Source organism: Delftia sp. WSY_12 (assembly GCF_043104645.1).
Lineage (GTDB): Bacteria > Pseudomonadota > Gammaproteobacteria > Burkholderiales > Burkholderiaceae_C > Comamonas > Comamonas tsuruhatensis.
Genome location: NZ_JBICKW010000049.1, coordinates 1 through 24,217 on the forward strand (window position 1 = coordinate 1; position 24,217 = coordinate 24,217).

Annotated in this window: 21 protein-coding genes and 2 pseudogenes; 11 read left to right on the forward strand and 12 right to left on the reverse strand. The window is 68.1% G+C overall.

Features of this window, described 5'->3' with window-relative positions:
- Positions 1-213 (forward strand): annotated as a pseudogene (locus ACF8LI_RS22735) (IS481 family transposase); the annotation flags it as partial.
- 145 nt (positions 214-358) lie between these two features.
- Here the strand turns inward: ACF8LI_RS22735 and ACF8LI_RS22740 are convergent.
- The 6 genes and pseudogenes from ACF8LI_RS22740 to ACF8LI_RS22765 all read right to left on the reverse strand — a co-directional run bounded on the left by ACF8LI_RS22740 (position 359) and on the right by ACF8LI_RS22765 (position 6,654).
- Positions 359-1,351 (reverse strand): Bug family tripartite tricarboxylate transporter substrate binding protein, encoded by a 993-nt coding sequence (locus ACF8LI_RS22740; protein ID WP_012204371.1) that lies wholly within the window; start codon positions 1,349-1,351, stop codon positions 359-361.
- A gap of 81 nt (positions 1,352-1,432) precedes the next feature.
- On the reverse strand, positions 1,433-3,271 hold the full coding sequence (ilvD, locus tag ACF8LI_RS22745; RefSeq protein ID WP_392414326.1) for a dihydroxy-acid dehydratase: 1,839 nt from the start codon (positions 3,269-3,271) through the stop codon (positions 1,433-1,435).
- A gap of 117 nt (positions 3,272-3,388) precedes the next feature.
- On the reverse strand, positions 3,389-3,691 hold the full coding sequence (locus tag ACF8LI_RS22750; protein WP_016450218.1) for a DNA-binding transcriptional regulator: 303 nt from the start codon (positions 3,689-3,691) through the stop codon (positions 3,389-3,391).
- A pseudogene (locus ACF8LI_RS22755) lies at positions 3,675-4,058 on the reverse strand (type II toxin-antitoxin system RelE/ParE family toxin). Before ACF8LI_RS22755 ends, ACF8LI_RS22750 begins: the two are co-directional and overlap by 17 nt.
- A 297-nt stretch (positions 4,059-4,355) precedes the next feature.
- Positions 4,356-5,825: a cytochrome c oxidase accessory protein CcoG gene (gene ccoG, locus ACF8LI_RS22760; RefSeq protein WP_267178480.1), complete on the reverse strand. Its 1,470-nt coding sequence runs from the start codon at positions 5,823-5,825 to the stop codon at positions 4,356-4,358.
- Positions 5,826-5,949: 124 nt separating this feature from the next.
- Complete coding sequence (locus tag ACF8LI_RS22765) at positions 5,950-6,654, reverse strand: GntR family transcriptional regulator (protein WP_392414327.1); 705 nt, start codon at positions 6,652-6,654, stop codon at positions 5,950-5,952.
- A 123-nt stretch (positions 6,655-6,777) separates the two neighbouring features.
- On the opposite strand from ACF8LI_RS22765, the gene ACF8LI_RS22770 reads away from it, so the two are divergent.
- From ACF8LI_RS22770 to ACF8LI_RS22795, 6 genes are read left to right on the forward strand one after another with little or no spacing between them, the layout of a single operon-like run.
- Positions 6,778-7,845 (forward strand): porin, encoded by a 1,068-nt coding sequence (locus tag ACF8LI_RS22770; protein WP_392414328.1) that lies wholly within the window; start codon positions 6,778-6,780, stop codon positions 7,843-7,845.
- A 49-nt stretch (positions 7,846-7,894) separates the two neighbouring features.
- Positions 7,895-8,890 (forward strand): Bug family tripartite tricarboxylate transporter substrate binding protein, encoded by a 996-nt coding sequence (locus ACF8LI_RS22775; RefSeq protein ID WP_392414339.1) that lies wholly within the window; start codon positions 7,895-7,897, stop codon positions 8,888-8,890.
- A 7-nt stretch (positions 8,891-8,897) separates the two neighbouring features.
- Positions 8,898-9,773 carry an alpha/beta hydrolase gene (locus tag ACF8LI_RS22780; protein WP_392414329.1) on the forward strand — a complete coding sequence of 292 codons (876 nt, stop codon included), beginning with the start codon at positions 8,898-8,900 and terminating at the stop codon, positions 9,771-9,773.
- Positions 9,770-10,147, forward strand: coding sequence for a RidA family protein (locus ACF8LI_RS22785; protein ID WP_392414330.1), 378 nt, complete (start codon positions 9,770-9,772; stop codon positions 10,145-10,147). Before ACF8LI_RS22780 ends, ACF8LI_RS22785 begins: the two co-directional genes overlap by 4 nt.
- Positions 10,148-10,190: 43 nt before the next feature.
- Positions 10,191-10,946: an SDR family NAD(P)-dependent oxidoreductase gene (locus tag ACF8LI_RS22790; protein WP_392414331.1), complete on the forward strand. Its 756-nt coding sequence runs from the start codon at positions 10,191-10,193 to the stop codon at positions 10,944-10,946.
- 30 nt (positions 10,947-10,976) lie between these two features.
- Positions 10,977-11,315, forward strand: a complete 339-nt coding sequence (locus tag ACF8LI_RS22795) for an antibiotic biosynthesis monooxygenase family protein (protein ID WP_392414332.1) — start codon at positions 10,977-10,979, stop codon at positions 11,313-11,315.
- Here the strand turns inward: ACF8LI_RS22795 and ACF8LI_RS22800 are convergent.
- Positions 11,287-11,871, reverse strand: coding sequence for a hypothetical protein (locus ACF8LI_RS22800; RefSeq protein ID WP_392414333.1), 585 nt, complete (start codon positions 11,869-11,871; stop codon positions 11,287-11,289). The two genes, ACF8LI_RS22795 and ACF8LI_RS22800, sit on opposite strands and share 29 nt — an antisense overlap.
- Positions 11,872-12,063: 192 nt before the next feature.
- Here ACF8LI_RS22800 and ACF8LI_RS22805 point away from each other — a divergent pair, with 192 nt between their 5' ends.
- Both ACF8LI_RS22805 and ACF8LI_RS22810 read left to right on the forward strand, forming a co-directional pair.
- On the forward strand, positions 12,064-13,035 hold the full coding sequence (locus tag ACF8LI_RS22805; protein WP_392414334.1) for a DUF2157 domain-containing protein: 972 nt from the start codon (positions 12,064-12,066) through the stop codon (positions 13,033-13,035).
- A complete protein-coding gene (locus ACF8LI_RS22810) occupies positions 13,032-14,687 on the forward strand; it encodes a GDYXXLXY domain-containing protein (protein ID WP_074923108.1) in 1,656 nt (551 codons plus the stop codon). Before ACF8LI_RS22805 ends, ACF8LI_RS22810 begins: the two co-directional genes overlap by 4 nt.
- A 14-nt stretch (positions 14,688-14,701) precedes the next feature.
- Here the strand turns inward: ACF8LI_RS22810 and ACF8LI_RS22815 are convergent, their stop codons facing one another.
- The 3 genes from ACF8LI_RS22815 to ACF8LI_RS22825 all read right to left on the reverse strand — a co-directional run bounded on the left by ACF8LI_RS22815 (position 14,702) and on the right by ACF8LI_RS22825 (position 18,758).
- Positions 14,702-15,817, reverse strand: a complete 1,116-nt coding sequence (locus ACF8LI_RS22815; RefSeq protein ID WP_392414335.1) for a CaiB/BaiF CoA transferase family protein — start codon at positions 15,815-15,817, stop codon at positions 14,702-14,704.
- 157 nt (positions 15,818-15,974) lie between these two features.
- Complete coding sequence (locus ACF8LI_RS22820; RefSeq protein ID WP_016450211.1) at positions 15,975-16,979, reverse strand: tripartite tricarboxylate transporter substrate binding protein; 1,005 nt, start codon at positions 16,977-16,979, stop codon at positions 15,975-15,977.
- A gap of 75 nt (positions 16,980-17,054) precedes the next feature.
- The gene (locus tag ACF8LI_RS22825; protein WP_392414336.1) at positions 17,055-18,758 is read right to left on the reverse strand and encodes an acyl-CoA dehydrogenase family protein; all 1,704 of its coding nucleotides are present in this window, start codon (positions 18,756-18,758) and stop codon (positions 17,055-17,057) included.
- Between the two features lie 136 nt (positions 18,759-18,894).
- Here ACF8LI_RS22825 and ACF8LI_RS22830 point away from each other — a divergent pair, with 136 nt between their 5' ends.
- Positions 18,895-19,794: a LysR family transcriptional regulator gene (locus ACF8LI_RS22830; protein WP_026062798.1), complete on the forward strand. Its 900-nt coding sequence runs from the start codon at positions 18,895-18,897 to the stop codon at positions 19,792-19,794.
- A 142-nt stretch (positions 19,795-19,936) separates the two neighbouring features.
- Here the strand turns inward: ACF8LI_RS22830 and ACF8LI_RS22835 are convergent, their stop codons facing one another.
- The gene (locus ACF8LI_RS22835; protein WP_392414337.1) at positions 19,937-22,831 is read right to left on the reverse strand and encodes an aconitate hydratase; all 2,895 of its coding nucleotides are present in this window, start codon (positions 22,829-22,831) and stop codon (positions 19,937-19,939) included.
- Between the two features lie 177 nt (positions 22,832-23,008).
- On the reverse strand, positions 23,009-23,428 hold the full coding sequence (locus ACF8LI_RS22840) for a hypothetical protein (RefSeq protein WP_392414338.1): 420 nt from the start codon (positions 23,426-23,428) through the stop codon (positions 23,009-23,011).
- Positions 23,429-23,884: 456 nt separating this feature from the next.
- Between ACF8LI_RS22840 and ACF8LI_RS22845 the strand changes: the two genes are divergently transcribed.
- On the forward strand, positions 23,885-24,157 hold the full coding sequence (locus ACF8LI_RS22845; protein ID WP_012204360.1) for a hypothetical protein: 273 nt from the start codon (positions 23,885-23,887) through the stop codon (positions 24,155-24,157).
- Positions 24,158-24,217: the final 60 nt, after the last annotated feature.

Below are 24,217 nucleotides of genomic sequence, written 5' to 3' on the forward strand. Positions count from 1 at the left end.
GTTCGGGTCAGCCACAACGGCTTGATTTACTGGCGAGCGCTGCGGGTCTACATCGGCTACCTGCTGGCGGGGCAGTGGATCGGGATGCAGGAAGTGGCCGCTGGCCAGTGGGATGTGTATCTGGGGCCGGTGCGACTGGGCTGCTTCAACGAAGAGGATGTGCGAGGACCCCAGAAGGACTATGTGAGCTTGAAGTGTTACCCATGTCTGTGAGCTGAGTTGTTACCCATGTCCTTGACACGTACAACCCGAATGTCCGCGACCCTCCGCTTCGCTGCGGGCAACCTGCGCTGACATACGGGGAGTGGGGAGTGGGCATGGAGCGGGCCTTCGCTTCGCTCGGCCCGTTTTGTTCTTTTTAGCCTTCTGCTGTGAATCCCACGCGCTTGACGATGGGGCCCCATTTGGCGAGTTCGGACTGCAGCAGCGCGGCCAGTTCGGCGGGGGTGGAGGATTGGGCGTCCAGGCCGAAGGTGGCCAGACTGTCCACCACGTCGGGCGTGGCCAGGGCCTTGCGCATGTGGCCGTTCAGGCGCTGCACGGTCTCGGCGGGGGTCTTGGCTGGCACGAAGAAGGCGAACCATTCGCTGTGCGCCATGTCCTTGTAGCCCTGCTCCACCAGCGTGGGCACCTGGGGTGCGAAGCGGCTGCGCTTGGCGCCGCTGACGCCCAGGATGCGCATCTTGCCGCCGGCCAGGTGCTGCAGCATGTCGCCCACGGGGCCGCAGACGGCGGAGACGTTGCCGCCCAGCATGTCCAGCAGCGCCGGCTGGGTGCCGCGGTAGCCGGCGTGCTTGAAGTCCACACCGGCATGCTGGCCCAGCAGGGCGCCGATGAAGTGCGGCGTGGAGCCGGGCGCAGGCGAGCCGAAGTTGGCGCCTGCGGGGTTGGCCTTGGCCCAGGCGAAGAATTCGGGCACCGTGGTCACGCTGGCGGGCACGGCGGGGCCGACGGCAAAGCCGAAGTCGAAGATGCAGCCCACGGTGACTGGCGCCAGGTCGGCCACCGGGTCATAGGGCAGCTTCTTGTAGATGTGCGGGTAGATGGACAGCATGGACGTGGGCGTCTGCAGCAGGGTGGCACCGTCTGCGGGCCGGCCCTTGACGTAGCTGATGGCGATCTGCCCGCCCGCGCCCGTGCGGTTCTCCACCACGGCGGTCTTGGCATAGCCCGACAGCTTGGTGCCCACGCGGCGGCAGATGGCGTCCGAGGTGCCTCCGGCCGCGAAGCCGGTGATGATGTTCAGGGTCTCGATGGGGCCCTGGGCCTGCGCCCAGGCCTGCTGGCCCAGGCTGGCCAGCAGCGCACCCGCTCCAGCGGTGCCCAGCCATTGGCGGCGGTCGATGTTCATGCGTATGTCTCCGGTTGAAATTGAAACTCTGAAAAAAACAGTGGGGGAACAGCGGGGGAAATGCGTGCCAGCCCGGCGGCTTCAACTGTCGTCGCGCAGCCAGACCACCTGGCCCGAATGCGTGACCGCTCCCTGGTGGGCCGGGCGCACGGTGAGCGCGTATTTTTCCAGCACGCCGCCCAGCGGCGGCATCTGGCGGCGCGCGGCGGCTGATTGTTCCAGACGTGCGGCCAGTTCGGCCTCGCCGATTTCCACCGTGATGCTGCGCGCATCGGCGCGGGCGTCGATGGCGATGAGGTCGCCGTCGCGCAGCGCGGCAATGGGGCCGTTGTCGGCGGCCTCGGGGCCTGCGTAGCCGATGCACAGGCCGCGCGTGGCACCAGAGAAGCGCCCATCGGTCAGCAGGGCCACCTTGTCGCCCATGCCCTGGCCATAGAGCAGCGCCGTGATGCCCAGCATCTCGCGCATGCCGGGGCTGCCGCGCGGGCCTTCGTTGCGGATGACGATGACATCGCCGGCCGCGTACTGCATGGCCTGCACGGCGGCCTGGGCCTGTTCCTCGGACTCGAAGACGCGCGCGGGGCCCCGGTGCACCAGGGTCTTGAGGCCGGCCGTCTTCAGCAACGCGCCATCGGGGCAGAGGTTGCCCTTGAGCACGGTCAGGCCACCGTCGCGCGTGATGGGGTTGCCGGGCGTGCGCACCACCTCGCCATCGGGCGGCGCGGCATCGGCCAGTTCTTCGGCCAGGGTGCGGCCCGTGAAGGTGAGAGCATCGCCGTGGACAAAGCCCTGCTCCATCAGCGTGCGCAGGATCACGCCGGCGCCGCCGATGTAGTACACGTCGCGCGCCAGGAAGCGCCCGCCGGGGCGCAGGTCGGCGATCAGCGGCGTGCGCGCGAAGATCTCGGCCACGTCGTCCAGGTGGAAGCGGATGCCGGCCTCATGCGCGATGGCCGGCAGGTGCAGGGCGGCATTGGTCGATCCGCCCGTGGCGCTGACCACGGCGCAGGCATTCTCCAGCGCCCGGCGCGTGATGATGTCGCGCGGCAGCGGGCCGCCGCCTTCGGCGCTGGCCCACACGGCCTGCATGAGCTGGCGCGCGGCGCGGCGCATCAGCGGTGCGCGCTCGCTGAACACGGCGGGCACCATGCTGGAGCCGATGGGCGCCAGGCCCAGCGCCTCGCTCACCATGCCCATGGTGTTGGCCGTGAACTGGCCAGCGCAGGCGCCGGCCGTGGGCAGGCAGGCGCGGCTCATGGCCTCCAGGTCCTGCGCCGTGGCGGTGCCGGCCAGCACCTGGCCGATGGTCTCGTAGGTATCGACCACGTTCAGGTCGCGCCCGTGCACGCCGGGCGCCTGCCCCGGCAGGGCCGAGCCGCCATGCACGAAGACGCTGGGCACATTGCAGCGCACCATGCCCATCATCAGCCCCGGCAGGTTCTTGTCGCAGGCGCCGATGGCGAAGATGCCATCCCACTGGTGGCCGCGCACCGAAGCCTCCACGCTGTCGGCGATCAGCTCGCGCGAGACCAGCGAGAACCGCATGCCCGAATGCGCCATGGTCAGCCCGTCGCTGACCGACACCACCGGGCATTCATGCGGCGTACCGCCCCCGGCATAGATGCCGGTCTTGGCATGCTGGGCCTGGTCGCGCAGGTTGAGGTTGCAGGGGCTCATCTCCCCGCCCGTGTGGAACACGCCGATGTGCGGGCGCTCTATGTCTTCGTCGTCCTGGCCCAGGGCATGCAGGAAGCTGCGCGTGGTGGCACGGATGGTGCCGGAGCGGATCAGGGCGGAGCGAAAGGACGTGGGCGTGGGCGCTGCCGGGCTGCTGCCGGTGGTGCCGGTGGGGGCGGCCAGCGATGCGGAGGCGCTGGATTCGGAAAAGACGTTGTCGGGGGAGGCAGGTTTCTTGTTCATACGCGGGACGGAAAACAGCCGCCCACCATAGCGGGGTCTGCGGATTTCCCTATGAGCATTTACACCAGATCGTGTCGCCCGGGAGTCGCCCGCATACCACCCTTGTGTCGCCCCGGCTCAGAGGATGGCCTGAAGGCCTTTGTCGGCGATGACGTTGAGCAGCTTGAGCGCCGGTCCGGCGGGACGGGTTTCGCCCTGCTCCCATTTGCGCACCGTGGAAGCCGTGGTGTGCAAATGCAGCGCGAACACCGGTTGGCTGAACTTCAAAGTCTCGCGCAGCTGTTTGATGTCGGCCGCCTCGAACTCCCGCACCGGGGGAGGACAGATCGCGTCGAACTCGCGCATCGTCACCTTGTCGATGGCGCCCGCTTCGTACAGCGCAGCCAGATCGCCGCGCAGGGATTCAATGATCTTGCTCACAATGCACCTCCAACAAAACGCCTGACTGCAAGGCCGCCGACAAGGCCTGGGTGGACAGGTCCAGAAACAGCTTGCCTGCAAACCTCAAAGCCCTCTGTTCTTCCTGTGTGATGTTCGCCTAGTCGTTCTTGGTGAAACCATGCAGGAAGATGTATCGGTTGCCGATTCGTGCCGACAACAGCGTTCGATAACCCCCACTCTTGCCCGCGCCTGGACGCGCCACCCGCTTCTTGTAGAGAAAGCCCCCCAGGTCCGCGTCGATCAGCCCTCTTTCCATCTCCCTGACCGCCTTGCACAGCGCGGTATCGGGCAGTTTCTCGCTCGCCTGCCATCGGGAAAAGTCCTTGCGTTTGAGAACGCGCGCCATGCCAGCCTCCTAACTATACCCGTTACGGGTATGTATTTCACCTTCATACATATCACCACAGGGTAGAGCCTGCGAATTTGAAGTGCTGCCTCGTGCCTGCCTCATTCAAGCCCCTGTCGTTTCTCCTTGGCCTGACTGCCAGCCCGCTTGTCCGCCTTGTCGGGAAGACACGATAAAAAAAGGCCCCGGAACAAACTTCCGGGGCCTCAAAACCGATGCCAGCCCGCGCTGCAGCGGACCAGGCATCGTGCACAACAACTGCGCTGTACTCGTGAATCAATCCATCCAACGGGCCCTTCAGCGCGGAACCAGGAACGTGCTGTGCGCCTGCTTGGAAAGCGCCGGGTCACCCACCGCCGTGGCCGTGATCTCCACGCCGTGCGAGCCAGGGCCGGCCGCGCCATAGGGCGCCTGCAGCCGCACCACGACCCAGCGGTCCTGGGCCGCGCCCACGTCCACCTCGGTCTCCGAAGCCACACGCAGGCCTTCGATGCCCGAGGCCGACAGCACATAGCGCTGGTCCTGCTCCGTGGCATTGCCGATCTGCACGCGGTAGATGTTCTCGATCTGGCCGCCGGCCACGATGCGCGACAGCGTGCCCCGGTCGCGCACCACGTCCACCTTCAGCGGCGTGCGCAGCGCCAGGCTGGCCACCATGGCCGTGGAGATGGCCACCAGCGCCGTGCCGTAGATGAGCACGCGCGGGCGGAAGATGCGGCGCACCAGCTCGCTCTGGCGCCAGCCCCGGGCCACGCCGTTCTGCGTGGACAGGCGGATCAGCCCGCGCGGGTAGTGCATGCGGTCCATGACGCTGTTGCAGGCGTCGATGCACAGGCCGCAGCCGATGCACTCGTACTGCAGGCCGTCGCGTATGTCGATGCCCACCGGGCAGACCTGCACGCACAGCGTGCAGTCGATGCAGTCGCCCAGGCCCTGGGCCCGGTAGTCCACGCCCTTGTGGCGCGGGCCGCGCGATTCGCCGCGTGCGGCGTCGTAGGTGACGACCAGGGTGTCCTTGTCGAACATGGCGCTCTGGAAGCGCGCATAGGGGCACATGTGCTTGCAGACCTGCTCGCGCAGGAAGCCCGCGTTGCCGTAGGTGGCCAGCGCATAGAACAGCACCCAGAAGATCTGCCATGCGCCGGTCAGCGCCAGCACCTCGGGCAGCAGGCTGCGGATGGGCACGAAGTAGCCCACGAAGGTCAGCCCCGTCCACAGCGCAATCAGCAGCCACAGCGCATGCTTGCCGCCACGCCGCGCGATCTTCTCCGGACCCCAGCCGCTGGCATCCAGGCGCAGGCGTGCGCTGCGGTCGCCCTCCAGCCGGCGCTCCACCCACATGAACAGCTCGGTGTAGACCGTCTGCGGGCAGGAAAATCCGCACCACAGCCTCCCCGCCACCGTGGTGAACAGGAACAGCGCCAGCGCCGAGACGATGAGCAGCACGGCCAGGTAGATGAAATCCTGCGGATACAGCAGCCAGCCGAAGATGTAGAAGCGCCGCTGCTCCAGGTCGAACAGCAGGGCCTGCCGGCCGTGGATCTGCAGCCAGGGTATGCCGTAGAAGAACAGCTGCGTGAGCCAGACCATGGCCCAGCGCCAGTTGGCGAAGCGCCCCGAGATGGAGCGCGGCTGGATCTTGCGGCGTGACTCGAACAGCGGGGAATCCGCGCTGGCGTCGGCGATGGGAATCACCTTGCGCTGCGCGGGCCGCGGCCGGGGGGCTGCGGCGGTTTCATCGGGAAGCGGTTTCGGTCGTTCTGACATGCGGGGCCTTCGCCCCGGCCGGTGCGCCCGTGATGCGGGCTTGTCATGAATTGCCGGGGACTGCCTGGACTATGCCCAGCGCCCTGCACCGCGGGTAGCAGCAGATGCGGTGAATTCGACCGTATCAGATGGCCCGCGCCGGCCAGCCCATGGCGGCATTGACGGCATCTTCCGTGCCCTGCAGATGCACTTGCATCAGCGCCACGGCGGTGTCCGCGTCGCGGCGCAGGGCGGCGTCGAGCAAGGCCTGGTGCTCGGCCTGCACATCCCTGGCCACCAGCGCGCCATGCAGGCGGATCTTGCGGTAGCGCTCCGAATGATCGACCAGCTGGCTCCAGAACCGCAGCAGCCACTCTGAGCCGCAGGCGCTGACCAGGGCCGTGTGGAAGCGCCGGTGCTGGGACTCCCATTCGGAGGTCAGGGCCGTGCCGCTGCCGAAGTCCGGCAGCGGGGTGCGCGCCAGGATGTGCAACGAAGCCAGGGCCTCGGCTTCCCAGCGGGCATCGCCCAGGCGGATGGATTCGGACAGGCACAGGCGCTCTATGCGGCGCCGTGTCGCCATGAGGTCGGCGAACTCCTCTGCCGAGGTGGCGCGCACGCGGGCCCCCCGGTTGGATTCAACGGCCACCAGCCCCTCCATGTCCAGGCGCACCAGCGCCTCGCGTATGGGTGTCAGGCCGAGCTGGAAGCGCTCGTCCAGATCGGCGGCGCGCAGGCGCTGGCCCGGAGCCAGCTCGCCGCGCAGGATTTCAAGGCGAAGACGCTGGTAGGCGCGCTCAGTGCGCGAGCTGGCGTCGTTCTTTGCTTCCGCTACTCCAGTTTCTTGCATAGGCGTAAGAGAGCTTTTCCTGATCCACAAAGATGATTTCATCAATTCAAATAGATTTCATGAAATCCACAAATTTTCATGTAACTGATGACTAATTATCTCATCCCACATCATGCCTCACCCGTGAAACAGCGCAAGCCGCCGCGTTCGCGCAGGGTCGGCCACTGTGCCGTACTGGCCTCGACGGCGCTGTGCTCTGCCGCGCCTGCCATCGCCCAGTCCAGCGCCACCATCTATGGCCTGATCGACATGGGCTTCGTGCGCGAAAGCGGCGGCCCCAACGGTGCCAGCGTCAGCAAGCTGACCAGCGGCGTCGCCTCGGGCTCGCGCCTGGGCTTCAGGGGAGAGGAAGACCTGGGCGGCGGGCTGTCGGCCTTCTACACGCTGGAGATGGGATTGCTGGCGGACACGGGCGGCATCGCCCAGGGCGGGCTGGGCTTCGGACGCCAGTCCCTGGTCGGCATCAAGGGCGGGCTGGGCTCTGTCATGCTGGGCCGGCAGTACACGCCCGTGGCCTTCCTCCAGACCGAGACCGACCCCTTCGTGACCGGCCTGGCCGGCGATTCGGCCAACCTCATCAGCGCAGGCGGTGCCGGCGGCAACAACCGCATGGACAACACCATCCGCTATGCCCACCAGACGGCGGGCGGGCTGACGCTGGACCTCGTCCATGGCTTCGGCGAGACGGCGGGCAACGCCCGTGCCAGGCGCCAGTTCGGCGGCGCGGTGGGCTATGTCTCGGGGCAGGTCTACGTGAAGCTGGGCCACCACAGCGTCAACGACGCCAATGGCACGCCAGGCCGGATCACGTTCCTCGGCGCCAAGTACGACTTCGGCGTTGCCACGGCACATTTCAACTATGTGGTGAACAAGGGTTCGGCGGTCTTCGGCCTGGTCAACAAGGATTCGCGCGATGTGCTGATCGGCGTCTCCGTGCCCTATGGGGCGGGCAGGTTCATGGCCTCCTACATCCGCAAGAATGACCGGACCGCCTCCGACGAGGACGCCAGCCAGTGGGCGATCGGCTATACGCATGCGCTGTCCAGGCGCACCAGCCTCTATACCTCGATCGCACGCATCGACAACAGCGCGGCCCCGACCTCCAAAACCGGCTTTTACCGCGTGGGCAATGCCACCGAGCAGGGACTGGGCTCGCGCGGCCTCAACTTCGGAGTACGCCATGTTTTCTAATGCCATCCCGGAACCCCTGCCGACCACACCGCCGGCACACACCATGAAAATGCCAAACCTGCGCCGCCGTACGCTTGCAAGCCTCGCCTGCCTTGCCGCCGCCTGGGGCCTGTGCGGCAGCCTCAACGCCCATGCGGCCGGCGCCTATCCGGCCAAGCCGATCACGTTGATGGTGGCCTACCCCGCTGGCGGCGACAGCGACGTACTGGCGCGGCTGCTGGGCGACAAGCTCACCGGCATGCTCAAGCAGCCCGTGGTGGTGGAGAACCGGACGGGCGCGGCCGGCATGATAGGCACCTCCTTCGTGGCCAAGGCCAAGCCCGATGGCTACACCCTGCTGGTGGCACCCAATACCGTGGTCATCTCGCCGCTGGTGATACAGGCCGCCGGCGCGTCGGGCTATGACGTGACACGGGACCTGACGCCCATCGTGCAGCTCGGCCGCCAGTCGCTGTTCGTGGTGGTCACGGGGGCCTCGGGCGTGCGCAGCGCGCAGGCGCTGGTGGCCGGCGCCCGCTCGGGCGCCATCCCTTCCTATGCCAGTCCCGGCAATGGCTCGCCCATGCACATCCTGGGCGAGCTGTTCAACAAGTCGACGGGCGTGAAGATCGCCCAGGTCCCCTACCGGGGCAGCGTGCCGGCAGTGGCCGACATGGTGGGCGGCCATGTGCAGATGATGTATTCCACGCTGGGGCCGGTTTCGCAGTTCCTGCCCTCGGGCAAGCTGGTGCCTGTGGCGGTGGCCGATTCCCGCCGCTCCAGCTTTCTGCCCAATGTGCCCACGCTGGCCGAGCAGGGCATCAAGGACGCCGAGGTCGGCGCCTGGCAGGCCGTACTGGGTCCCAAGGGCCTGCCCCCGGAGCTGGTGCAGCGGCTGAACGCCGCGATCAACGAGGTACTGAAGATGCCCGACGTGATCGAGCGCTTGGCCGCGCTCGCGGTGGAGCCTGCAGGCGGCAGCCCGGCCGACCTTGCGCGCCTGATCGCCAATGACCACGCGAAGTACGGACGGCTGGTCAAGGAATTCAACATCCGCACGGACTGAAGCCGACATGGGTCACCACAAGCGAATCGCCGGGCTACAGCTGCCCGAACAGCCCACCCTGCCCTTTGCATCGGCGCAGGAATACGAAGACCAGGTCCTGTCCTGGGCGGCGGAGGACCTGGTCCATGCGAAGGTGCGCGCGCTGCGGGACGTGGCCTACGGCACGCAACTCGGTCAGCGCTACGACGTCTTCCTGCCGCCGCATGTGCAGGGTGCCCCCGTGCTGGTGTTCTGGCATGGCGGAGGCTGGACCAACGGCTACAAGGAATACGTGTCCTTCATGGCCCCGGCCGTGACCGGCCTGGGCATGGTCCTGGTGGCGCCCGGATACCGGCTGGCACCCGATCACCGCCTGCCCGCCGCCTGCGCAGACAGCCTGGCTGCACTGCGCACATCCATGACCCAATGCGCCAGGCTGGGCGCGGATACCGGTCGCATCTTTCTGGCGGGCCATTCTGCCGGCGGCCACCTGGCCGCGCTGCTGGCGCTGCGCCATGCGGGCACAGGACTCGCAGGCATACGCGCCTGCCTGCCCATCAGCGGCATCATGGACCTGCGCCATGCGGCCCCCGAAGCCGGGAGCCTGGAGGAACGCGTCTACACCATGGTGCTGGACCGGCGTGAAGACGACCTGGCCCACAGCCCCGTGCATTGGGCCGCCGCCAGCACGACTGCCATGCACCTGAGCTGGGGCGAGCACGACAGCGAGCGCGTGCAGCGCTCCAACCGGGAGCTGGGCGCCCTGCTTGCGCAGGCAAGCGCGCCCCACTCCATGTGCATGCAGCCCGGCCTGGACCACTTTTCCACGCACACCTGCCTGCGTGATCCCCAGGCGCCCTGGTACGGCCATCTGGCCCGGCTGCTCAAGGAGACCGCCGCATGAAGCAGGCCATAGAGACAGGACTGCCCGCGCTGGGCCAGCCCTTTTCCTGGGCGGTCAAGGCTGCGGGACTGCTGTTCACCACCCATGGACCGGTGCGCCCGGACGGCTCCATCGACACCGGCCCCGTGCAGCAGCAGGCGCGGCTGACACTGCAGAACATGGAGCGGGCGCTCGTCGCAGCAGGGGGCTGCATGGACGACGTGGCCCAGGTGCTGATCTACATGGTGGACGAGGCCGACATGGCGGTCATTGACCGCGTCTACCGCGAGTTCTTCACCAGCCCCTACCCCAACCGCTCCAGTGTGGCCGTGCGCTCGCTGGTGGTGCCGGGCATGCGCGTGGAGATGGTCGCCTACGCCTGCCTGTCCCACTGAGCCCGATGCCCTTGCTTCTACATCCCTCTCACGGAGACACCACATGCCCAGCCATCCTCCATCCACAGACAGCCTCAGGGAAACCGCCTTCGTGACGGGCGCGGCCTCGGGCATAGGTCTGGCCACAGCCCGGCGCCTGGCCGAAGACGGCTTCAGCGTCGTGCTGGTGGACCGCGATCCCGACGCCCTGGAGCAGGCTGCCGCCCAGTTGGTGCACAGCGGCCACCGTGCCACGGCCCGCGCGGCCGATGTGCGCGACCGCCCAGCCGTCGCCGCGGCGCTGGATGCCGAAGGCCGCATCAACGTCCTGGTCTGCGCGGCCGGCATAGGTCCCATGCGCGCCTTTGACGACATCAGCGACGAGGACTTCCGCCAGGTGCTCGACGTCAATCTGCTGGGCACATTCATCTGCTGCCAGGAGGCCTCCCGGCGCATGCAGCCGGGCGGGCGCATCATCACCGTGTCCTCGCGTGCGGCGCTGGGCACGGGCCAGTTCGCCCACTATGTGGCATCGAAAGCCGGTGTCGTGGGCCTGACCCGGGCCATGGCCATCGACCTGCGCCACCAGCGCATTTCCGTCAATTCCGTCGCCCCCGGCTTCACGGACACGGGCATGACGCGCGCCCTCACGCCCGAGCAGCATGCGGCAGCCAGCGCCCTGGAGCCCGCGGGCCGCCCGGCCGATCCCGCCGAGATCGCCAATGCCATCGCCTTCTTCGCCTCACCGTCCACCAGCTTTGTCACCGGCCAGACGCTGTTCGTGGACGGCGGCAAATCGCTGGGCGGCCTCGGTGCCTGAGACTGCGATGCACGCAACAACGCGGTTGCCATGATTGTCAGAACTGCCTGCCTGCAGGGCAGCGTGAAGCCGCAGGACATAGACCGGCTGGACCGCTTCGTTGCAGAGGAAGTGGTCCCGCTGATGAAAAGTTTTCCTGGCGTGCGCTCGGTGCGCGTATTGAGGGCGCTGTGCGTGGAGGACGATGGCCCCCTGCTGCACATGACCTTCGAGTCCGCCTACGACGACGAGCAGGCCATGCGCAGCGCCTTCACCCATCCGGTGCGGGCCGAACTGCGCGCCCGACTGGAGCACATCAAGTCCTGGTTCGAGGGTCGGATGTTCCACATCACCCACAAGCTCATTGCGGATGAGATTGCGGATTCCTGATGCGCGGCACCGCCAGCCGCAACCCCCACGCCACCAGGCACAGCCCCAGCAGCGCCGTCAGCGTGCCGATGCGCACATCGGCCTGGAGCACGCCCCAGCGGTTGAAGATCTCCGTCCAGTCATGGTCGCCGCCGCCCACCAGCGGCAGGACCTGGGCGCGCGCGTCCTTCATGTAGCGGGCCACGTTCATCAGGTTCTCGCCCAGCCACATCAGCGAGGCGATCCAGCCCGTGCGCTGGCCCTGCCTGCGGAAATGGCGCATGAACAGGGCGGGGAACAGCAACTGGAACAGCGTGCCGCCGTAGACCGAGAGATGCTGCGAGAACAGGGCCACCAGCGGGTGCCCGGCCTCGTGCAGCGCGAGGTTGGCGTTGTCCAGCAGCATCAGCCAGCGGTCCTCGCTGAAGAAGTGGCCCCAGATGATCCAGGCGCCGAAAGCCGTCAGCGCGATGGCGGCAGGGCGTGTGACCGGCGTCCATTCGACCGGGTCGTCGAAATCGTCGAGGTCGGCGCCGCGCTTCATGGCGCCAGCAACGCCGTTGCGTTCAGAGGGCATGCCAGCGGCTTGGCAGGGTACATGCGAGGTCGGCAAAAAGGGGCAGGCGCAGGATGCATGGCGGCAGTGTTCCGGAGAGTGGGAGGAAGATAGCAGGTTGCACCGGCACCGGGCTGCCGCGTTGCAATCCATCCCGGACAGGTTCTGGCAAAGTCGGGCATCCGCATCTTCAAGCCAAGGAACATCCACACCATGAACCTGCGCCCCTTATTGCATGAGCTTGTCCGCCAGCATGGCCTGGACCGCAAGGCCGCCGTGCAGCTGTTTGCACTGGCGGGATTCGGGCATGAACCGGCCGCCCTCAGAACCCGCCTGTGGCCCGTGGTGGCCTTGCTGGGCGCGGCGCTGGGCGGGCTGGGCATCGTGCTGTGGATTGCCGCCAATTGGGAGAGCATGGGCCGCATGCAGCGCTTTGCCCTGCTGCAGGGCTTCGTGCTCGTGATGTGTCTTGGCGCGGCATGGCGCGCGGCGGCGCGCGTGCCGCTGTCCGTGCTGGCACTGCTGGGCACGGGTGCGCTGTTCGCCTTTTTCGGGCAGACCTACCAGACGGGAGCAGACCCCTGGCAGCTGTTTGCGCTGTGGGCAGCGCTGACCCTGCCGCTGGCCCTGGCGGCGCGCAGCGATGGCGTCTGGGTGCCCTGGGTGGTGGTTGCCATGACGGGCATTGCGCTGTGGGCGCAGGCCCATACGCCGCAGTTCTGGGAGGTGGAGTCGCGCGACCTGGGCGTGCATGCCGTGGCCCTGGGCGCCGCCCTTGCCGTCACCGCGGTCATGGCACCGGCCCTGCGGCGCTTCACGGGCGCGGGGCTGTGGGCCTTGCGCGGCGCGGGCGCACTGGCGCTGGCGATGATCACCTCCACAGCCGTCAGCGGGCTGTTCCACAGCACGGTGGCGCCGCAGTACCCGCTGGGGCTGGTGCTGCTGGCGGGCGCGGCGGCGCTGGCGGGCCTGCGCAGGCATTTCGACATCTTCCTGCTCAGCGGTGCGGCGCTGGGCCTGAACGTGCTGCTGGTGTGCGGCCTGGTCTACCTGCTGCTGGAGAAACTGGGGGCGGACTTCACGGGCATGCTGCTGCTCGTCGGCCTGGGCGCTGCGTGCCTGCTGGCGGCCACGGTGAGCCTGGTGCTTCGAATGTCACGCAACGCGGAAGGAGGCCTTCAATGAGCCACGAACACGACACCCTGCTGCGCCAGGCCGTGGACCAGGGCATCCTGCCGCCTGCCGCCTTGCAGGACCGCCGCCCTGCCGCCAACGACCGCCATTGGGCGGTGGTGCTGCTCACGGCGCTGGGCGCCTGGCTGGCCCTTCTTCCCTTGCTGATTCTGTTTGCGTTTGCCCTGTCCGACTGGATAGAGCGCGGCGCCGGCACCTATGTGATCGGCGCCATGATGCTGGCCGCAGCGGTGGCCGTGCTGCGCGCCGAGGAGCTGCCCGTCTTCCTGGAGCAGCTGGCCCTGCCTGCCATGCTGACCGGCGCCGGCCTGCTGGGCTTTGGCCTGGCGCGCGACCTGTCGGGGCAGGCTGCGGGCGCGATAGGCCTGGCCATTGCGCTGGCCTGCACGGCCGCCATTCCAAGGCCCTGGCTGCGCGTGCTGCTGGGCGCCGCCTGCGCGCTGCTGTTTTGCACCATGCTCTGGCCGGACAACGATCCATCCACCCTGTACGCAGGCCTGCCGACCTGGGTCATCGTGCATGCGGCGCTGCTGCTCTGGATGCTGCTGCTGGCAGCCCAGTGGCGCGCGCTGGGGCAGTCTGCGGCACAGACCCGCATGGCGGCGGCGCTGGAGCCCTTTGCCACGGGCTGGCTGCTGGCGGTGCTGGCTGGCCTGGCCTTTCTGTCCGGCAGGAGCTTCATGGTGGCCGGCGTGCTGGGCGGCGGCCTGGCGGGCGAGCTGGCGCAGGAAGCCGCCCCGAACATCTCCATGGGCGTTCTGACGCAGGCCGGCTCGGCCGTGCTGGCCCTGGCAGCCGCCTGGTTCGCCCAGCGCGCATGGCCCACGCTGCGGCAGCCGCGCGCCGCCGTGGCTGCCGTGGTGCTGGCCGTGCTGAGTGCCTTCCTGCCCTGGCTGGGCGCCTGCCTGCTGGCGCTGGCGGTGACCGGCACCAGCGCCCGCTGGCGGCAGGCCGCAGCGGCCGCCCTGGCTGCGGCCTGGATCGTGGGCAGCTTCTACTACCAGCTGGCCTGGCCACTGGCCACCAAGGCCCTGGTGCTGGCCGGCTGCGGCGCCTTGCTGGGCCTGCTGGCCTGGGCAGGGCCGCGCGCCGCAGTCCTGCCGGGCAGCGCGGAGACCGCCGCCGCATCGGGCGCCGCGCCCCTGCAGCGCTGGGCGCCGTGGCTGGTGGTGCTGACGGCGGCCTGCACGCTGGCGGTGGCCAATATCGGCATTGCGCAGAAGGAACGCACCATCGCCCAGGGCCGCAAGGTGTTCGTGGAACTGGCGCCGGTGGACCCGCGCTCCCTGATGCAGGGCGACTACATGCGCCTGAACTTCCGCCTGCCTTCCGAGGACAGGGACGTGGAGAAAGAGAACCTGCGCAGCGGACGCCTCTACGCCATCGGCAAGCTCGATGAGCAGGGCGTGGTGCAGTGGCTGCGCACCGGCACGGCCAGCGAGCCGCTGGCGCCCGGCGAACAGCGCTTTGAACTCACCCCGCGCGGCGGCCGGTGGACGCTGGTGACCGATGCCTGGTACTTCCGCGAAGGCGATGGCCAGCGCTGGGAGCAGGCCCGCTACGGCGAGTTCCGCGTGGAGCCCGACGGTCGCGCGCTGCTGGTGGGCATGGCTGACGCGCAACTGCGCCCCATCGTGCCCTGAGCGCACCAGGCAACTCACTCGAAGCGGTCGCCCTCGGCCAGCGGCGCATGCCGGTAGCTGGCCGGCGTGCGGCTGAGCTTGACGGGCGCGCCCAGGCCCCGGTAGCCGCCCTCCATCTCCACCACCATCTCGCGGTGCAGGGTATGCGGGTGGTTGAGCGCCGCGTCCACGCCCAGCACGGGCGCGGCGGGCACGCCGATGGCCATCAGCGCATCGGCCAGGGCGGGGCCGTCGCAGGACTGCAGGGCCTGCTCCAGCAGCGGCTTGAGCGCATCGCGGTGGTGCGAGCGCTGGCCGGCCGTGGCAAAGCGCTCGTCGGCCACCAGTTGCGGGCATCCCAGGTGCTCGCACAGCAGGCGGAACTGGCGGTCGTTGCCCACGGCCAGGAAGACCGGCGTGGTGCGCGTGGCAAAGCTGTCGTAGGGATAGATGTTGGGATGGGCGTTGCCCGAGCGCCCTGGCGTCCTGCCGCTCATGAACCAGTTGCCCGCATGCGGGTGCAGCAGCGAGATGCCGCTGTCGTACAGCGAGACATCGACCAGCTGGCCCAGGCCGCTGCGCTGGCGCTCCTGCAGCGCCAGCAGCACGCCGATGACGCCGTTCATGCCCGTGACCATGTCCACCACCGGCAGGCCCACGCGCAGCGGATCGCCGCCGGCCTCGCCGTTGACGCTCATCAGCCCCGTCATGGCCTGGATGGCCGCGTCATAGCCGGGCCAGGCACCCAGCGGGCCATCGGCGCCGAAGCCGCTGACGCGGCACCAGATGAGGCGCGGAAAGCGCTCGCGCAGCTGCTCCCAGCCTATGCCCCACTTTTCCATGGTGCCGATCTTGAAGTTCTCCACCACCACGTCGGCCTGCTCCATCAGCGCCAGCACGGCCTGCTGGCCTTCGGGCTGGGACAGGTCCAGGAACTGCAGCCGCTTGTTGCGGTTCAGGCCCCGGTAGTAGGAGGACACACCGTCCTGGAACGGCGGCCCCCAGGCGCGCGTATCGTCGCCCTGCGGCGGCTCCACCTTGAGCACGTCGGCGCCGTGGTCGCCCAGGATCTGGCCGCACAGCGGGCCACCAAGAATGCGGGAGAGGTCGAGGACACGGATGCCCTGGAGGGCACCATTGGCTCTGCTCATAAAGTTTCTTTCTTCATTGGCACAAGGTGCAAGACTGGCGTGTTTCAAGCCACTGGGGCGCCCAGCAAGGGCCGCCCCGCAGCGAAGGCGCCGTCCCAATCCCGCGTGCGAGAGAGGGGGAAGCGGCGTAGCCGCTCAGGGGGTGTTCTCCATCTATTCAATCCAGTTTGGCGCCGGAGGCATCGACCACGGCCTTCCACTTGGTCACTTCCTGCGCGATGAAGGTCGACAGCCCCGCTGGCGAAAGATCGGAAGCCGGCTCCAGCCCCTGGTCGGCAAAGGTCTTGCGGATGCGCTCGCTGCCCAGGGCCTTGCGGAAGGCCGCGTTCAGCGTCTCGATGCGGTCGGCCGGCGTGCCGGCCGGTGCCACCACGCCGAAGAACACGCTCACGTCGTAGCCGGGCAGGCCCTGCTCGGCGATGGTGGGGATGTCGGGCATGGCCTGGGAGCGCTTTTCCGTGGCCACGCCAATGGCCTTGAACTTGCCGGCCTTGATGTAGGGCATGGCGGTGAGGATGTCGGTGAAGGTCATGTTCACCTGCCCCGCCAGCAGGTCGTTGAGCGCCGGGCCTGTGCCCTTGTAGGGGATGTGCTGCAGCGAGGTGCCGGCCATCTTGTTGAACAGCACGCCAGCCAGGTGCGAGGAGGCACCATTGCCCGAGGACGCATAGTCCAGGCTGCCCGGCTTGGCCTTGTCCTGCGCAATCAGCTCCTGCACGGTGGTGGCCTTGGTCGCCGGATTGACCACCAGCACGTTGGGCAGGTGGCCCACGCGGATGATGGGCGCGAAGCTGGTCTGCGGGTCGTAGTTGATCTTGCGGTACAGGTGCTTGTTGATGGCCAGCGGCCCCGAGGTGCCGAACATGATGGTGTAGCCGTCGGGCCTGGCGCGGGCCACGAAGTCGGCGCCGATGTTGCCGCCCGCACCGGCCTTGTTCTCCACGATCACGCTCTGGCCCAGCGTCTCGGTCAGCGCCGTGGCCAGCACGCGTGCCATGGCGTCCGTGGGCCCGCCGGGCGGGAAGGGAACGACGAAGCTGATGGGCCGCTCGGGAAAACGCTCGGCCAGTGCGGCGGCCGGCAGCGCGGCGGTGGCGGCGAGCGCACAGGCGCACAGGAATCGGCGTTTCTGGAAGGACGGCTTCGGGTCAGTGCAAGGCATGGTGTTTGTCTCCGGTACTTGTGCGGTCATCCCTGTGGACGGGATGTGTGTTCTGGGTCGGTGCGGTCGATGGGCTCAGCGTGTCCAGCCTTCGGGCAGGTCGCCTGCCGCCAGCGGGTCGCGCGGCAGCACGCGGTGCAGCAGCACCAGCTGGGCCCAGCGCATGCGTTCGGCACTGCGTGTGCAAGAGGCCTCCCAGGCCATGGCCGTGGCCGTGAAGCAGTGGTACAGGCCCGAGGCGGCGGCGCGCGCCAGGCGGTCACCGCCCTCCTCCGCTGCGCGCAGGGCCAGGGCCGCAGCCTTGTCCATGCTGGCCGACAGCGCGGCCTTGAATTCCGTGGCCGCCTCGGTCTGGGCCAGCAGCTGGGCCGCGTGGTCGCGCAGCACGGGCAGCGAGCCTTCGCGCTTGATGGCGCGGATCACGTCCAGCGCCACGATGTTGCTGGTGCCCTCCCAGATCGATCCCAGGTGGGAGTCGCGCACCAGGCGCGGATCGCTCCATTCCTCGATGTAGCCGCATCCGCCGCGCACTTCCATGGCGTCGCCCGTGACCTTGCGCGCGTCGCGGCAGGCGCGGAACTTGATCATGGGCGTGAGGATGCGCAGCAGCGCGTAGGCGCCGTCTTCGCCTGCGTCCGAACGCTGCAGCGCCTGGGCCGTCTGCAGCACCATGGTGCGGGCCTGCTCGGAGTAGATGCGCAGCTTGTCGAGCTGGCGCTGCATCAGCGGCATGTCCTGCAGGGCCTTGCCGAAGGCGCGGCGCTCACGCGCCACGTACTCGGCCTCGGCCACGGCGCGGCGCATCAGCCCGGCCGAGCGCACGCCATTGGACAGGCGCGAGTTGTTGACCATGTCGGCCATCTGCACGAAGCCCCGGCCCTGCTCGCCCACCAGGTAGGCGACGGCGCCGTCGAGCACGATCTCGCCGCTGGCCATGGAGCGCGTGCCCAGCTTGTGCTTGAGGCGCACGATGCGGTAGTGGTTGGCCGAGCCATCGTCCAGCCGGCGCGGCAGCAGGAACAGCGAGATGCCCTTCATGCCCGCCGGCGCGCCCTCCACGCGCGCCAGCACCATGGCGAAGTCGGCATCGGGGTTGGAGCAGAACCACTTGTCGCCCGACAGGCGCCAGCTGCCGTCGGCAGCCGGGCGGGCCAGCGTCTGGGTGTTGGAGATGTCGGAGCCGGCCGCCTGCTCGGTCATGAACATGGCGCCCTGGGCCTGGTCCTCGAAACGCAGCTGCGTCATGCGCGGCCAGTACTTCTCGACCAGGGCCGGCTCGCCGTACTTGCGCAGCGTGCGCGCCAGCGAGTCCGTCATGGACAGCGGGCAGCACAGGCCGAACTCGGCCTGCACGAACAGATAGGTCAGCGCGTACTTGGCCAGCGGCGGCAGCTTGCCATCCCAGCCCAGCACGCCCGTGCGGTGCGACATGACGGCCAGGCCGAACTCGCCATAGGCAATGCGCTCCATCTCCACATAGGCCGGGTGCTTGACGATGCGCTGCGCATCGCGCCCCGTGCGGTCGCGGTGCTCCAGCTCGGGCGGATTGCGGTCGGCGGTCAGCGCCCATTCATCGATCTCGCGGCCGGCCAGCGCGCCCATGCGCTCCAGATGGGGCTGCAGATGATCGTTCACCTCGGGCGGCAGGTACAGCGCCAGCAGGGGCTGCAACTGCGAATCGGTGGTGTACAGGTTGCTGCCGTGGCGGTCGGGCACGGCCTGGAAAGCCTGGGCGGGGGAAGACTGCATGGCGGCCAGCGCCTGCGGTTCGGGGTTCATGGTCTGTCTCCTGTGCGGGAACCTGGCCCGGGCGCATGGGCTCCGGGTCTTGGGGATGCCCCCATTCTTGGAAACAGTCCTATTCGAGTCAAATATCGATAACGTATTGATCAATAGTCAAACCGGATAGAACGCCATGGAGCTGAGACAACTGAGGTACTTTCTGGTGCTGGCCGAGGAGCTGCACTTCAGCCGCGCAGCCCAGCGCCTGTCCATCTCCCAGCCGCCGCTGAGCGTGGCCATCCGCCAGCTGGAGGAGGAGTTGGGCGCCCAGCTGTTCGAGCGCACCAGCAAGGAGGTGCGGCTCACGGCCGCCGGCAAGCACCTGCGCGTGCAGGCCCAGGACATCATGGAGCAGGCCCAGCGCGTGCGCCAGGACATGCGCGCCATCGCCGACGGCGTGCAGGGCCGCATCCGGCTGGGCTTTGTGGGTTCGGCCATCTACCGCGGGCTGCCCGAGGCGCTGGAGAGCTTTCGCGCCCGGCACCCGCTGGTGCGCATCGACATGCTGGAGCTCAACAGCGCAGAGCAGATCGCCGGCCTGCAGCAGGAACGCCTGGACCTGGGCCTGCTGCACGCCACGCGCCCCGCGCCAGGCCTGCAATCACACACCCTGGTGAGCGAGCCCTTCATGGCCTGCCTGCCGGACAGCCACGCGCTGGCCGGACTGCGCAAGCTGCAGGTGCGCCAGCTGGCGGGCGAACGCATGGTGCTGTTCTCGCGCCAGGTCTCGCCCGACTACCACCAGCAGATATGGCAGATCTGCCAGAGCGAAGGCTTCACGCCCGACCTGCACCATGAGGTGAGGCACTGGCTGTCCGTGCTGTCCCTGGTTTCGCTGCGTCAGGGCGTGTCCCTGGTGCCGGCCTGCCTGCAGCGCGTGGGCTTCCCGGGGCTGGCCTTCGTGCCCATCCAGGGCCGGCACCCGCAGTCGCAGATGCAGGCCATGTGGCATCCGGGCCATGTGCAGCCCCTGGTCGAATCGCTGCTGGCCCATCTGCGCGACAGCGTGGGCAGGCTGGGACAGCAGCCCTAAACGCCACACCTTTGCTCAATTCACTCTGTCCAAAACCGGCGTGACCCAGAAGCGAGGGACACCGAGCAAGGGCCGCCCCGCCGCCAGGGTGTCGTCCCCCTTGCAGGGGGAAGCCGCACAGCGGCTCAGGGGGTTTCCAACTTCATTCAAGGAGCTGCCTGAGAACGTACGGCAGGATGCCGCCGTGCTTGTAATAGTCCACCTCGATGGGCGTGTCGATGCGCAGCTTGACCACCACGGTCTGCTTGCTGCCATCGCCACGCGTGATCACCAGCTGGGCCTCGCTTTGCGGTGCCAGGTCGGCGGCGGGAATCACTTCCACGAACTCCTCGCCCGTCAGGCCCAGGGTCTGCCAGCTGTCCGTGCCCAGGAACTGCAGCGGCAGCACGCCCATGCCCACCAGGTTGGAGCGGTGGATGCGCTCGAAGCTGCGCGCCACCACGGCCTTGATGCCCAGCAGCTGCGTGCCCTTGGCGGCCCAGTCGCGGCTCGATCCCGTGCCGTATTCCTCGCCCGCGAAGATCACGGTGGCACGGCCCTCGGCCTGGTACTTCATGGCCGCGTCGTAGATGGGCATCTTGGTGACCTGTCCCGTGCCGTCGCGGTACAGCGTCAGGCCGCCCTCCTCGCGCGAGCCATCGGGCTGCGCGGGAATCATCAGGTTCTTGATGCGCACGTTGGCAAAGGTGCCGCGCATCATCACCTCATGGTTGCCGCGCCGCGAGCCGTAGCTGTTGAAGTCGGCCTTTTGCACGCCGTGGGCCAGCAGCCACTGGCCTGCGGGCGAGCTTTCCTTGATGGAGCCGGCCGGCGAGATGTGGTCGGTGGTGATGGAGTCGCCGAACAGCGCCATCACGCGCGCGCCGTGCACCACGTAGGGGTTGGAGCCTTCGGCGCCGGCAGCACCGGCAGCACCGGCAGCAGGCGCGTCCAGCTGGAGCCGGAAATCATCGAAGAACGGCGGCTCGGCAATGTAGGTGCTCTCGGGCCAGGTATAGGTGGCGCCCGTCACGCCGTGGATCTTTTCCCAGAGCTTGCCGGGCTCGGAGCGCACCTTCTCGTAGTTCTCGCGGAAGGCCTTGCCGTTCATGGCGTACTTCATCAGCGCGTGGATCTCTTCGCTGGTCGGCCAGATGTCTCCCAGGTAGATGTCACGGCCGTTCTTGCCCTGGCCCACGGGCTCGGTCATCAGGTCGCGGCGCACCGTGCCGGCAATGGCATAGGCCACGACCAGGGGCGGGCTGGCCAGGAAGTTGGCCTTAATGTTGGGGTGGATGCGCGCCTCGAAGTTGCGGTTGCCCGACAGCACGGCCGCGCAGACCAGGTCGTTGCTGGTGATGGCCTCGTTGAGCTCCGGCGTGAGGTCGCCCGCGTTGCCGATGCAGGTGGTGCAGCCGTAGCCGGCCAGCGCAAAGCCCAGCTTTTCCAGGTAGGGCAGCAGGCCGGCTTCGGTCAAATACTCGGTCACCACGCGCGAGCCCGGCGCCAGAGAGGTCTTGATGTGCGGCTGCACCGTGAGCCCGGCCTTCACCGCCTTCTTGGCCAGCAGGCCGGCGGCCAGCATCACGCTGGGGTTGGAGGTGTTGGTGCAGCTGGTGATGGCGGCAATCAGCACGTCGCCGTTGGCGATGCTCAGGCGCTTGGGCGGCGTGGGGGCATCGACCGGCGCCTCGCTGTGAGCGGCCTCCAGCTTGGGCTTGTTGGCCTCCATCTCGGCCAGCGAGCGCTGCGCGCCGGGCGGATGTGCCGGCGTCTCGGGAGCCACCTCGCCCTCGCCGCCACCGCCTACGGGAAAGCTCCGGCCCAGCCGTTCGATCGGCTGGTTGAACCCGTTGTGCGCCGCAGGGGCACTGAACAGCTCATCGAACTTGGACGACACATTGCCCAGCTCAATGCGGTCCTGCGGGCGCTTGGGTCCGGCCAGGCTGGGCGCCACCGTACCCAGGTCCAGGCGCACCACATGCGAGTAGTCGATCTCGCCGGCGGCCGGCACGCCGAACAGTTCCTGTGCGCGGAAATAGCCCTCGAAGGCCTCGATCTCGGCCTTGCTGCGGCCCGTGCCCTTGAAGTAGTCGATGGTCTTTTCATCGACGGGGAAAAAGCCCATGGTGGCGCCGTACTCGGGCGCCATGTTGCCGATGGTGGCGCGGTCGGGCAGCGCCAGGGTGCGCGTGCCTTCGCCGAAGAACTCCACGAACTTGCCCACCACCTTCTCGCGGCGCAGGATCTCGGTCACCGACAGCACCAGGTCGGTGGCCGTCACGCCCTCGCGCAGCTGGCCCGACAGCTCGAAGCCCACCACATCGGGCGTGAGGAAGTACACGGGCTGGCCCAGCATGGCGGCCTCGGCCTCGATGCCGCCCACGCCCCAGCCCACCACGCCGATGCCGTTGATCATGGTCGTGTGGCTGTCCGTGCCCACCAGGGTGTCGGGGTAATGCACGCCGTCCTTGGTCTTGTGCACGCCGCGCGCCAGGTACTCCAGGTTCACCTGGTGGACGATGCCGAAGCCCGGCGGCACCACGCCGAAGGTGTCGAAGGCCTGCATGCCCCACTTCATGAACTGGTAGCGCTCCTTGTTGCGCTGGAACTCCAGCTTCATGTTCAGGTCCAGCGCCTTCTTGGTGCCGAAGTAGTCCACCATGATGGAGTGGTCCACCACCAGGTCCACGGGCACCAGCGGCTCGATGGACTTGGGCTTCTTGCCCAGCCTGGCGGCCGTGCTGCGCATGGCGGCCAGGTCGGCCAGCAGCGGCACGCCCGTGAAATCCTGCAGCACCACGCGCGATACCACGAAGGGGATCTCGTCCACGCGCTCGGCCTGGGGCTTCCAGTTCGCCAGCTGCTCCACATGCTCGCGCGTCACCTTGTTGCCATCGCAGTTGCGCAGCACGGACTCCAGCACGATGCGCAGCGACACGGGCAATCGCCGGACCTGTGGATATTGCCTTGCCAGCTCAGGCAGGGAGAAGAACTTGCCCTTCTTGCCCCCCGCCGCAGCAAAGGTCTTGAGGGTGTTTTCATATTCGTGGCGCATCGTGAGACTCCTGGATGAAACTCTGGGAAGGCACATGCGCGCCGCCTTTTTCCGGGCTGCTGGGCATGTACCAAGACTCTGATTTCCATTGTGCCCAGAAGTGCCCGCGGATGCTGTGGTCCATTGGCGATAGTCACACGCGGACAACGCTGTCCGCGCGGAAAAAGCGGCAGGCTTTCACAGGGCTGTCATCGAACCGGCCAGCGAAGCCCTGCTGCGCCACAACCCCGCGCACTGCAGATCGCCCAGCGCCACGCCGATGGCCGCCTGGCCCAGCACCCATGCCCAGCCTGCGGGCGCAGGCTCCAGCACGCCGCTGTACAGCACAACCCCGCAGGCCAGGGCCCAGCCGAAGTTGCCGAACACGGCAATGGCCACCAGCCCCCTGCTGCGCGGCATGCGGCACGCGCCCCAGCCAGCCACGCAGGCCCAGGCCAGCAAGAAGCACCCCGTGCCCAGCAGCAGCGCCTGCGGCAACCCCGTGACAACGGCCAGCGGCTGCGCAAAGGCCAGTTGCACCGCACCCGCGGCGGCGCAGCAGATGGCGTCGGCCCACAGGGTGCGGGGCAGGAAACGGACATGGGAAAACATCGGCATCAGCACTCCTTGTGGATCGCCGGGCATGCACCTCGCAAGCCGGCCCCACCGATGCTCCGCCGCCACTGCCCCCCGAGTCCATGACCTGCCAGGTCATGCCAGCCCCGCTGGAGCAACTCCAGTCGCTATGCCACAATCCGCACCAGCCCCCTGTTAAGGGGCCGGTGCTTGAAAACACCTTTTCCAAGACTAGCGGTGCAGCCTCCCCGTCAGCGAGGCTTTGTCACGTCTGAATCCTGTATTCGTGGGCGCTTGCCCACGTCTGTGCGATTTCGGGCGGGATGGGGCTCACCGCAAGGCTGCCCGCACGACTAGTCTCGTGTTTTCAACATCCCGCCCACCTGCCTGCGCTTGAAAACGCAACCCGGTGGTCTCAAGCCTCGACTAGGAGCACGGAAGCATGCGCAACGTTTGCCTTTCCACGGCCTCTCTCAACCTTGCAGGGAGAGCCGAGCCATGACACCCAGACCCCCACCAAGCGCCGAGCATTTCACCCAGGTCGTGACCGAGGTGGACCGCCTGGTCCAGCAAGGCTGTGCCGAGATCTCGGCGCTCTCCCGCATGGCCCTGCTGTGGCTGGAAACGCCCGAAACCAGCAACCGCCTGGACGTGCTCGCCAGCGCCCTGCGCACCATCCGCAACAGCGCCGACATGCTGGCCAGCGAAACCAGCGGCGAAGTCGTCGCCGTGGGCTGCTCCCACCACGTCAAAAGCAGCACAGCCCCCTGAACCCGGCCGAGCGCAGCAAAGGCCCGCACCAGCTCCCCGTATGCCAGCGCCTGCGTCGGG

What these genes read in the sequence shown, in the direction of transcription:
- ACF8LI_RS22780 (WP_392414329.1), top strand. Translation starts at nt 8,898, where the DNA reads ATGGGTCACCACAAGCGAATCGCCGGGCTACAGCTGCCCGAACAGCCC.
- ACF8LI_RS22740 (WP_012204371.1), bottom strand. Translation starts at nt 1,351, where the DNA reads ATGAACATCGACCGCCGCCAATGGCTGGGCACCGCTGGAGCGGGTGCG.
- ACF8LI_RS22795 (WP_392414332.1), top strand. Translation starts at nt 10,977, where the DNA reads ATGATTGTCAGAACTGCCTGCCTGCAGGGCAGCGTGAAGCCGCAGGAC.
- ACF8LI_RS22820 (WP_016450211.1), bottom strand. Translation starts at nt 16,979, where the DNA reads ATGCCTTGCACTGACCCGAAGCCGTCCTTCCAGAAACGCCGATTCCTG.
- ACF8LI_RS22845 (WP_012204360.1), top strand. Translation starts at nt 23,885, where the DNA reads ATGACACCCAGACCCCCACCAAGCGCCGAGCATTTCACCCAGGTCGTG.
- ACF8LI_RS22825 (WP_392414336.1), bottom strand. Translation starts at nt 18,758, where the DNA reads ATGAACCCCGAACCGCAGGCGCTGGCCGCCATGCAGTCTTCCCCCGCC.
- ACF8LI_RS22835 (WP_392414337.1), bottom strand. Translation starts at nt 22,831, where the DNA reads ATGCGCCACGAATATGAAAACACCCTCAAGACCTTTGCTGCGGCGGGG.
- ACF8LI_RS22775 (WP_392414339.1), top strand. Translation starts at nt 7,895, where the DNA reads ATGCCAAACCTGCGCCGCCGTACGCTTGCAAGCCTCGCCTGCCTTGCC.
- ccoG (WP_267178480.1), bottom strand. Translation starts at nt 5,825, where the DNA reads ATGTCAGAACGACCGAAACCGCTTCCCGATGAAACCGCCGCAGCCCCC.
- ACF8LI_RS22830 (WP_026062798.1), top strand. Translation starts at nt 18,895, where the DNA reads ATGGAGCTGAGACAACTGAGGTACTTTCTGGTGCTGGCCGAGGAGCTG.
- ACF8LI_RS22785 (WP_392414330.1), top strand. Translation starts at nt 9,770, where the DNA reads ATGAAGCAGGCCATAGAGACAGGACTGCCCGCGCTGGGCCAGCCCTTT.
- ACF8LI_RS22800 (WP_392414333.1), bottom strand. Translation starts at nt 11,871, where the DNA reads ATGCCCTCTGAACGCAACGGCGTTGCTGGCGCCATGAAGCGCGGCGCC.
- ACF8LI_RS22805 (WP_392414334.1), top strand. Translation starts at nt 12,064, where the DNA reads ATGAACCTGCGCCCCTTATTGCATGAGCTTGTCCGCCAGCATGGCCTG.
- ACF8LI_RS22765 (WP_392414327.1), bottom strand. Translation starts at nt 6,654, where the DNA reads ATGCAAGAAACTGGAGTAGCGGAAGCAAAGAACGACGCCAGCTCGCGC.
- ACF8LI_RS22790 (WP_392414331.1), top strand. Translation starts at nt 10,191, where the DNA reads ATGCCCAGCCATCCTCCATCCACAGACAGCCTCAGGGAAACCGCCTTC.
- ilvD (WP_392414326.1), bottom strand. Translation starts at nt 3,271, where the DNA reads ATGAACAAGAAACCTGCCTCCCCCGACAACGTCTTTTCCGAATCCAGC.
- ACF8LI_RS22840 (WP_392414338.1), bottom strand. Translation starts at nt 23,428, where the DNA reads ATGCCGATGTTTTCCCATGTCCGTTTCCTGCCCCGCACCCTGTGGGCC.
- ACF8LI_RS22810 (WP_074923108.1), top strand. Translation starts at nt 13,032, where the DNA reads ATGAGCCACGAACACGACACCCTGCTGCGCCAGGCCGTGGACCAGGGC.
- ACF8LI_RS22815 (WP_392414335.1), bottom strand. Translation starts at nt 15,817, where the DNA reads ATGAGCAGAGCCAATGGTGCCCTCCAGGGCATCCGTGTCCTCGACCTC.